Annotated in this window: 4 protein-coding genes; 1 reads left to right on the forward strand and 3 read right to left on the reverse strand. The window is 69.0% G+C overall.

Going from position 1 to position 6711, the window contains the following annotated elements; all coding sequences use genetic code 11:
* A partial coding sequence (locus ACFT4A_RS42135) for a condensation domain-containing protein (protein ID WP_382841925.1) occupies nt 1-2199 on the reverse strand: 2199 nt, incomplete at its 3' end.
* A 378-nt stretch (nt 2200-2577) separates the two neighbouring features.
* Between ACFT4A_RS42135 and ACFT4A_RS42140 the strand changes: the two genes are divergently transcribed.
* Complete coding sequence (locus ACFT4A_RS42140; protein ID WP_382841928.1) at nt 2578-4350, forward strand: fatty acyl-AMP ligase; 1773 nt, start codon at nt 2578-2580, stop codon at nt 4348-4350.
* Nucleotides 4351-4446: 96 nt separating this feature from the next.
* On the opposite strand, the gene ACFT4A_RS42145 is transcribed toward ACFT4A_RS42140, so the two are convergent.
* The gene (locus ACFT4A_RS42145; RefSeq protein ID WP_382841931.1) at nt 4447-5430 is read right to left on the reverse strand and encodes a phytanoyl-CoA dioxygenase family protein; all 984 of its coding nucleotides are present in this window, start codon (nt 5428-5430) and stop codon (nt 4447-4449) included.
* 72 nt (nt 5431-5502) lie between these two features.
* A partial coding sequence (locus tag ACFT4A_RS42150; protein WP_382841934.1) for a cation:proton antiporter occupies nt 5503-6711 on the reverse strand: 1209 nt, incomplete at its 5' end.

Below are 6711 nucleotides of genomic sequence, written 5' to 3' on the forward strand. Positions count from 1 at the left end.
CGAGCCGACCACCATCGGCCCCACCCCGGCCAGATCCCCCAACTCCAGAACACCCAGCAACGACGGCACCACACTCGCCGCCCCCACACCCGCCGCCCCCACCAACTCCCGCAACAGAGCAGGCTCCGAACGCTCCACAGCCGACGCCACCACCAGACCGCCCCCGCAGCCCAGCGTCACCGCCACATCCAGCACCGACGCATCAAAGCTGAACGACGCGAACTGCAACACCCGCGCACCCGGCCCGACCTCCAGCAACGGCCCGAACACCGCCACCAGATTCGCCAACGACCCGTGCGAAACCCCAACCCCCTTCGGCACCCCCGTCGAACCCGACGTATAAATCACATACGCCAACGAACCAGACAACACCACCACACCACCCGGAGCCGTCACCGGCAGACCGGCCAACTCCCCCAACACACACGGATCATCCAGCCGTACCGTCCCCGGCGCGGGGACATCCGTGTGGGCCAGGACGAGTTGAGCGCCACTGTCCGCGAGGATGAACTCGGTGCGCTGCGCGGGGTGGTCCGGGTCGAGGGGTACGTAGGCGGCGCCGGCCTTCCACACGGCCAGGATCGCCACGATCATCTCGATGCCACGCGGCAGGCACAGACCCACCACCGACTCCGCACCCACCCCCTGGCCGATCAGATGGTGCGCCAGCCGGTTCGCCCGCGCCTCCAGCTCCCCGTACGACACCTCCACCCCGTCGAACACCACCGCGACCGCACCCGGAGACCGCACCGCATGCCCCGCGAACAACTCCGGCACCAGCACATCCGGCACCACCAGAGCCGTGTCGTTCCACTCACCCAGCACCCGGCGCCGCTCCGCGGCGCCCAGCACCTCCACCTCACCCAGCCTCAGGCCTGGATCATCCGCGACCGCCTCCAGCACCCGCACCAGACGCTCCGCAAACCCCTCCACCGACCCCGCCTCGAACAGGTCCGCCGCGGCGGTGAACGCGCCGCGCAGTCCCCCGGGCGCACCTTGGGCGTCGTAGGTCTCCGTGACCTCCACTTCGAGGTCGAACTTGGCGATGGCCTCGCCCGGCTGTCCGGTCGGGATCCCGGCGATGTCCGCGCCCAGCAGGCCCGTGGCCTCCTGTTCGGTGAGGTTCTGCAGCGACAGCATCACCTGGAACAGCGGTTGCCGCGCCAGGGTGCGGGTCGGGGCGAGTTCCTCGACGAGCTTCTCGAACGGCACGTCCTGATGGGCGAACGCCGACAGGTTCGTCTCGCGCACGCGGGACAGCAGCTCGCGGAACGTCGGATCGCCCGAGAGGTCGGTCCGCAGGACCAGGGTGTTCACGAAGAAGCCGACCAGATCGCGCAGTTCGGCGTCCGGGCGCCCGGCGACGACCGTGCCGATCGGGAGGTCGTTGCCCGCGCCGAGCTTGGACAGCAGTACGGCCAGCGCGGCCTGCAGCACCATGAAGGCGGTCACACCTTCGGCGTGCGCCACCTCCGCCAGCCGCGCGTGCGTGGGGGCCGGGACGATGAACGGTACGTGGTGTCCGCGGTGGGAGGCTACGGCCGGCCGCGGGTGGTCGAGGGGCAGTTCCAGCTCTTCCGGCGCACCGGCCAGTGCCTCTCGCCAGTAGGCGACCTGCCGGGAGATCACGCTGGCGGGATCGGCGTCGTCGCCGAGCAGTTCACGCTGCCAGAGCGCGTAGTCGGCGTACTGCACGGGCAGCGGCTCCCACGCGGGCGCACGGCCCGCGCAGCGCGCCGCATAGGCCGCCGACAGGTCCCGGGCGAGCGGTCCCATGGACCAGCCGTCGCCGGCGATGTGGTGCACCACCACGGCCAGGGCGTGCTCGTCCGGGCCGGCGGAGAAGAGGGACGCCCTGATCGGGGGTTCGGCGGCGAGGTCGAAGCGGTGGCCGACGGCCTTCCGGGCAGCGGCGGACAGGTCCGCGGTGGTGGCGGAGGCGGGCAGGTCGACGACCTGGAGTTCCCAGTCCAGGTCGGCGGTGTCGAGGATGCGCTGGTACGGCTCGCCGTCGACGGCGGTGAACGTGGTGCGCAGGATCTCGTGCCGGTCCAGGACGTCTCGCAGCGCGGCGTCCAGGGCTTCGCGGTCGACGGCGCCGGACAGGCGCAACGTCACGGGCATGTTGTAGACGGCACTCGGGCCGTCGAGTTGCGCGAGGAACCACAAACGACGCTGCGCGAATGACAAAGGAATCATCAGGCTCCTCCTGGTTTCGCCCCCGACGCGACGTCGAGCGAGGCTGGCGGTCGAACACCTGCCGCCGGTCCCCCTCGCCCAGGAGGCTGGCGCGGTCGAAGAAGACAACTGGGCGCGGTCATGACGGCCGTCGCTGGGTCCGTATCGGTCGGCCCGCGAATTCCCGACCGTCGAGGTATCGGCCACCGCGCCACTGCGTCACCGCGGCTCACTATGGCTCAGGGGCGCAGGGATGATCAATGCTGTGCATTCCGCAGCCGGGCGAGGTGTTCAACTGCGCTGAAGCAGCACTTGAACACCCGGTGATGCGGTTGGTCACGTGCCCGGACGGGTGGCAGAGTCGGCGAATATACCCACACACCTGGGGGGCGTGACGTCATGCTCCGACCTGACTCCATCATCAATGTGGTACGTGCGCACGCGCGGGACCGGCCGGATGATCTGGCGTACTCCTTTCTCTCCACCGGGGCGTCCGGTTTGGCCATTTCCCGGCAGCTTCGTTACGGCGAACTCGATTCCTCCGCCGTGGCCGTCGCCTCGGCGATGCTGGATTCCTGCGAGGCGGGCGACCGGGTCCTTCTCGCCTGTCCGCCCGGCCCTGAATTCCTTGCTTCTTTTCTGGGGTGCCTGTATGCGGGGCTCGTCCCCGTGCCCGCTCCGTCGCCCTCCGACGGCAGGGGGCAGCAGGAGAGGCTGGACGGCATGCTGGCCTCGTCCGGCGCGGTCGCGGTGCTCACCGACGAACGGAGCCTCGACGCCGTGCGCGCCTGGGCCGCCGGTTCGTCTCGGGGCGTGCGCTGCCTGTCGGCCGAGAGTGCGGTCCGCCAGGGCGGCGGCTGGACCGCGCCGGTGGTCGAGCCGGACGGGACGGCATTCCTCCAGTACACCTCCGGGTCGACGAGCGATCCGCGCGGGGTCGTGGTCACGCACGCGAACCTCATGGAGAACCTGGGGTTGATCCGGCGTTCCTACGGAGTCCCCGAGGGCGCGCGGATCGGTGGCTGGCTGCCGCCGTACCACGACATGGGTCTCATGGGGACGCTGTTGCTGCCCCTGGCCGTCGGCGGTCAGGGGTTCGTGATGGCACCGGCGGCATTTCTGCGCAGGCCTCGGCTGTGGCTGGAGATGATCGACCGGCATGACATCGTGCTGAGTCCGGCGCCGAACTTCGCCTACGACCTGTGTGTGCGGCGGGTGTCCGCACAGCAGGTGGCGTCGCTGGACCTGTCCCGCTGGCGGTGGGCGGTCAACGGTGCCGAACCGGTGCAGGAGTCGACGGTGCGCAGGTTCGTCGAGCACTTCGCGCCGGCCGGGCTGCGGCCGGAGACGGTCTGCCCGAGCTACGGCATGGCGGAGACCACGCTGTTCGTCTCCGGCAGCCCGGGCGCCTCGGCCGCGGTGGTGACCAGGGTGCACGCGGGGGAGTTCGAGCAGCGCAGGTTCACGCCGGCCGCCGGGTCGGCGGACGCTCGGCTCGTCGTGAGCAGCGGGCCTGTCTCCGACGGGTACGACCTGCGGATCGTCGACCCGCAGTCCCTGCGGGAGCTGGGCGCGGGTGAGATCGGCGAGATCTGGCTGAGCGGGCCGAGTGTCGCGCACGGGTACTGGGGGCTTGCGGAGGAGACGGAGCGGACCTTCCGGGCGTACACCGCCGACGGCGCCGGTCCGTTTCTGCGTACCGGTGACCTGGGTGTGTCCCACGAAGGCGAGTTGTACGTCACCGGTCGCCTCAAGGAAGTCATGATCATCAACGGCCGCAACATGTATCCGCAGGATGTCGAGCGCGCCGCGAGGGAGCAGCATCCGGCGTGCGCGGACGGGGTGGGCGCGGCGTTCACGGTGACGGTGGAGGGCGGCGCCGAGAGCATCGTGCTGGTACAGGAGCTGCGTTCGCGTGATGCGGGCGAGGCCTCTGCCCGGGAGCTGGCACACGAGGTCCTGTCGGGTCTCTCGGCCCGTCTCGGTGTGTCGGTGGGCAGTGTGGTGTTCGTGAAGCCGGGTGGGGTGCTGCGCAGCACCAGCGGCAAGGTGCGGCGGGTCGAGATGCGGCAGCTCTTCGAGGACGGGGAGTTGTCACCGGTCCTGGAACAGCTCGACGAGCGGGTGCGACGGGCGTTCCGGCCAGGTGACGGGCCCTCGGCAGCGGCCTGACGAGCCGGGGCGGGACATCGTCGCCCGATACGAGAACGTCGGCCTCAAGACCGGATCCGGTCTTGAGGCCGACGGGTGCGAGGCCCTGCGGCACGGTCAGAGGTAGGCGTTGTCCGGGTGGAACCGGTCTCCGAGGACGGGAACACACTTGTGGTCCCTGATGTCGAGGTTCGACCCGTCGAAGGTGTCGGAGCTGCTGCGCTGCGGGTAGACCCAGGTGTCGCCGAGCGTGTAGCGGGCGTTCACGGCCAGGCGCATGCGCGCGTCCGGCAGGGAGGCGCGGGAGCGGTGCATGCAGCGCTCCGTGAAGATGATGTACTCGCCGGCCTTCATCGGGGTGATCTCGGTCGCCCCGGGTGCCAGTTCGAAGGGCTCGGTGACCACCGCACGCAGGTCTGCGCAGCGCTGGGCGAGCAGGTCGAAGAGCTCGTCGAGGGTGTACTTGTCGAAGTCGACCCCGTCGAAGACGCGGCGGGTGTCGATGTCGAGGATCAGGCTGTTGTTGGCCGCCCGCTGCTGCAACTCCTCCTTGGTCTTGACCCGGTTGCGCGGGTCGACGTAGGCACCGGACTCGGTGAGGGTGACCATGCGCTTGGGGTACACGGTCTGCTGTGATCCCTTGACGAACTCCATGACGCCGTCGTCCTCGGAGACGTCCGTCAGCGAGAGCCAGAGGGTCCAGTCCCAGGAGCTCGACGGGTGCAGCGGGAAGAGCGCGGGGCGGTGGCCGCCGACCTCCTCGCCGTCGAAGTAGCCGTACTCCTGGTGCCAGTCGATGGCGCCGTCTCCGGGGTACTTCTCGAAGAGCTTGCTGCGCCAGAGAATGAGCGACTCGGCGCCGGTGGCCTCCTGGAGGGAAGCGATCAGCTCGGGAGCGGTGAGGAGTTCACGGACCTTTTCGTTGACGAGATGCCAGTCACGGACCGAGTACCGCTTGTAGAGCGGGTGTTCCGGCTGGTGGTCGAGCATGTCCTGGAAGAACTCGCGGAGCTCTCCTATGGTGTCGTCGGAGGCGAACCGCGGAAATGGACCGGCAAATCCATTGACTGCCAGCGCCTCGCGGGAATTACCTTCCTTCATTTCAAACCTTCCATTTAGCGGACCGGTCTGCAATTGATGCTAGCGCACCAATTCCCTGACGCACACGGGGAATCAAACAGAAGACGGAGGAGCGAGAGAATCCTCTTCCGATTCCGTCGCCGATTTCTGTCGCCGCTGTTGCCAGGATTCGATGAGGCTGAGCCCGGGACTCGTCATCAGCGTCGTCAGGACCGCCACGACGACCAGTTGCGCGAAGACGGCTTGGGTGAGCAGGCCCGTTTCCATCCCGATGTTGAGGGCGATCAGCTGTACCAGCCCTCGGGTGTTCATCAGGACGCCCACCTGGGTTGCCTGGATCCAGTCCCGGTCGTGCCGGCGGGCGGCGAGCGCGCAGGCCCCGAGCTTGCCCAGGACGGACGCGGCGAACAGCAGCGCCATCGCGCCGAGGGCGCCGCCGGACCCGAGCAGTTGGATGTCGGTGCGCAGGCCGGTGTAGACGAAGTAGAAGGGCAGCAGCACGCCGACGGCGAAGGGGCGGACGGTGGCCAGCCAGCGGGACAGCGCCTCGCCCTTGGGGAACGCCAGGCCCAGCACGAACGCCCCGATCACCACATGGAGTCCGAGGAACTCGGTCACCGCGCACGCTGTGAAGAGCAGGGCGCACACCAGCGTCATGAACCCGTTGCCGGACAGGCCGTTGCGGGACTCGAACCGCTTCACCGCGGGCCGTACCAGGCCGAACAGGGCGGCCATGAGGGCGGTGAACCCGAGTGCGGTCTGCCACGGGCCGATTCCCGTCCCGGCCGTGAAGGTCAGCATCAGCCCGATGGCGAGCCAGGCGACGATGTCGTCGATGGCGCCCGCGCCGAGCGCGAGGGTGGCCGACTTGGAGCCGAGCAGCCCGCGTTCCTCGATGATGCGGGCGAGCATGGGCAGGGCCGTGATGGACAGGACGACACCGATGTACAGGGTGCCGTAGCGGCTGCCGGCCTCGGGGACCATCTCGGGCATGACGGTGAAGAGCCAGGCCGTGACACCGAGTCCGAGCGCCAGTGGGACGAGGATGCCCGCGGCGGAGACGGACAGGCAGCGTTTGATCAGTCCGCTGCCGCGGGACAGGGAACTGCTGAACTCGACGCCGATGAGGAACATGTAGAAGGCGATGCCGAGTTGGCCCAGAGCGTAGATCACGGGGCGTAGTTCGTCGGGGAACATCCAGTGCTGGGCATCCGGGAAGAGGAGACCGAAGAGTGACGGTCCGAGGGCCAGGCCGGCGAGCATCTCGGCGACCACCGGTGGTTGGTTGACTCGTGCCATGGC

It is taken from the genome of Streptomyces sp. NPDC057099 (genome assembly GCF_042671245.1).
GTDB lineage: Bacteria > Actinomycetota > Actinomycetes > Streptomycetales > Streptomycetaceae > Streptomyces > Streptomyces purpurascens.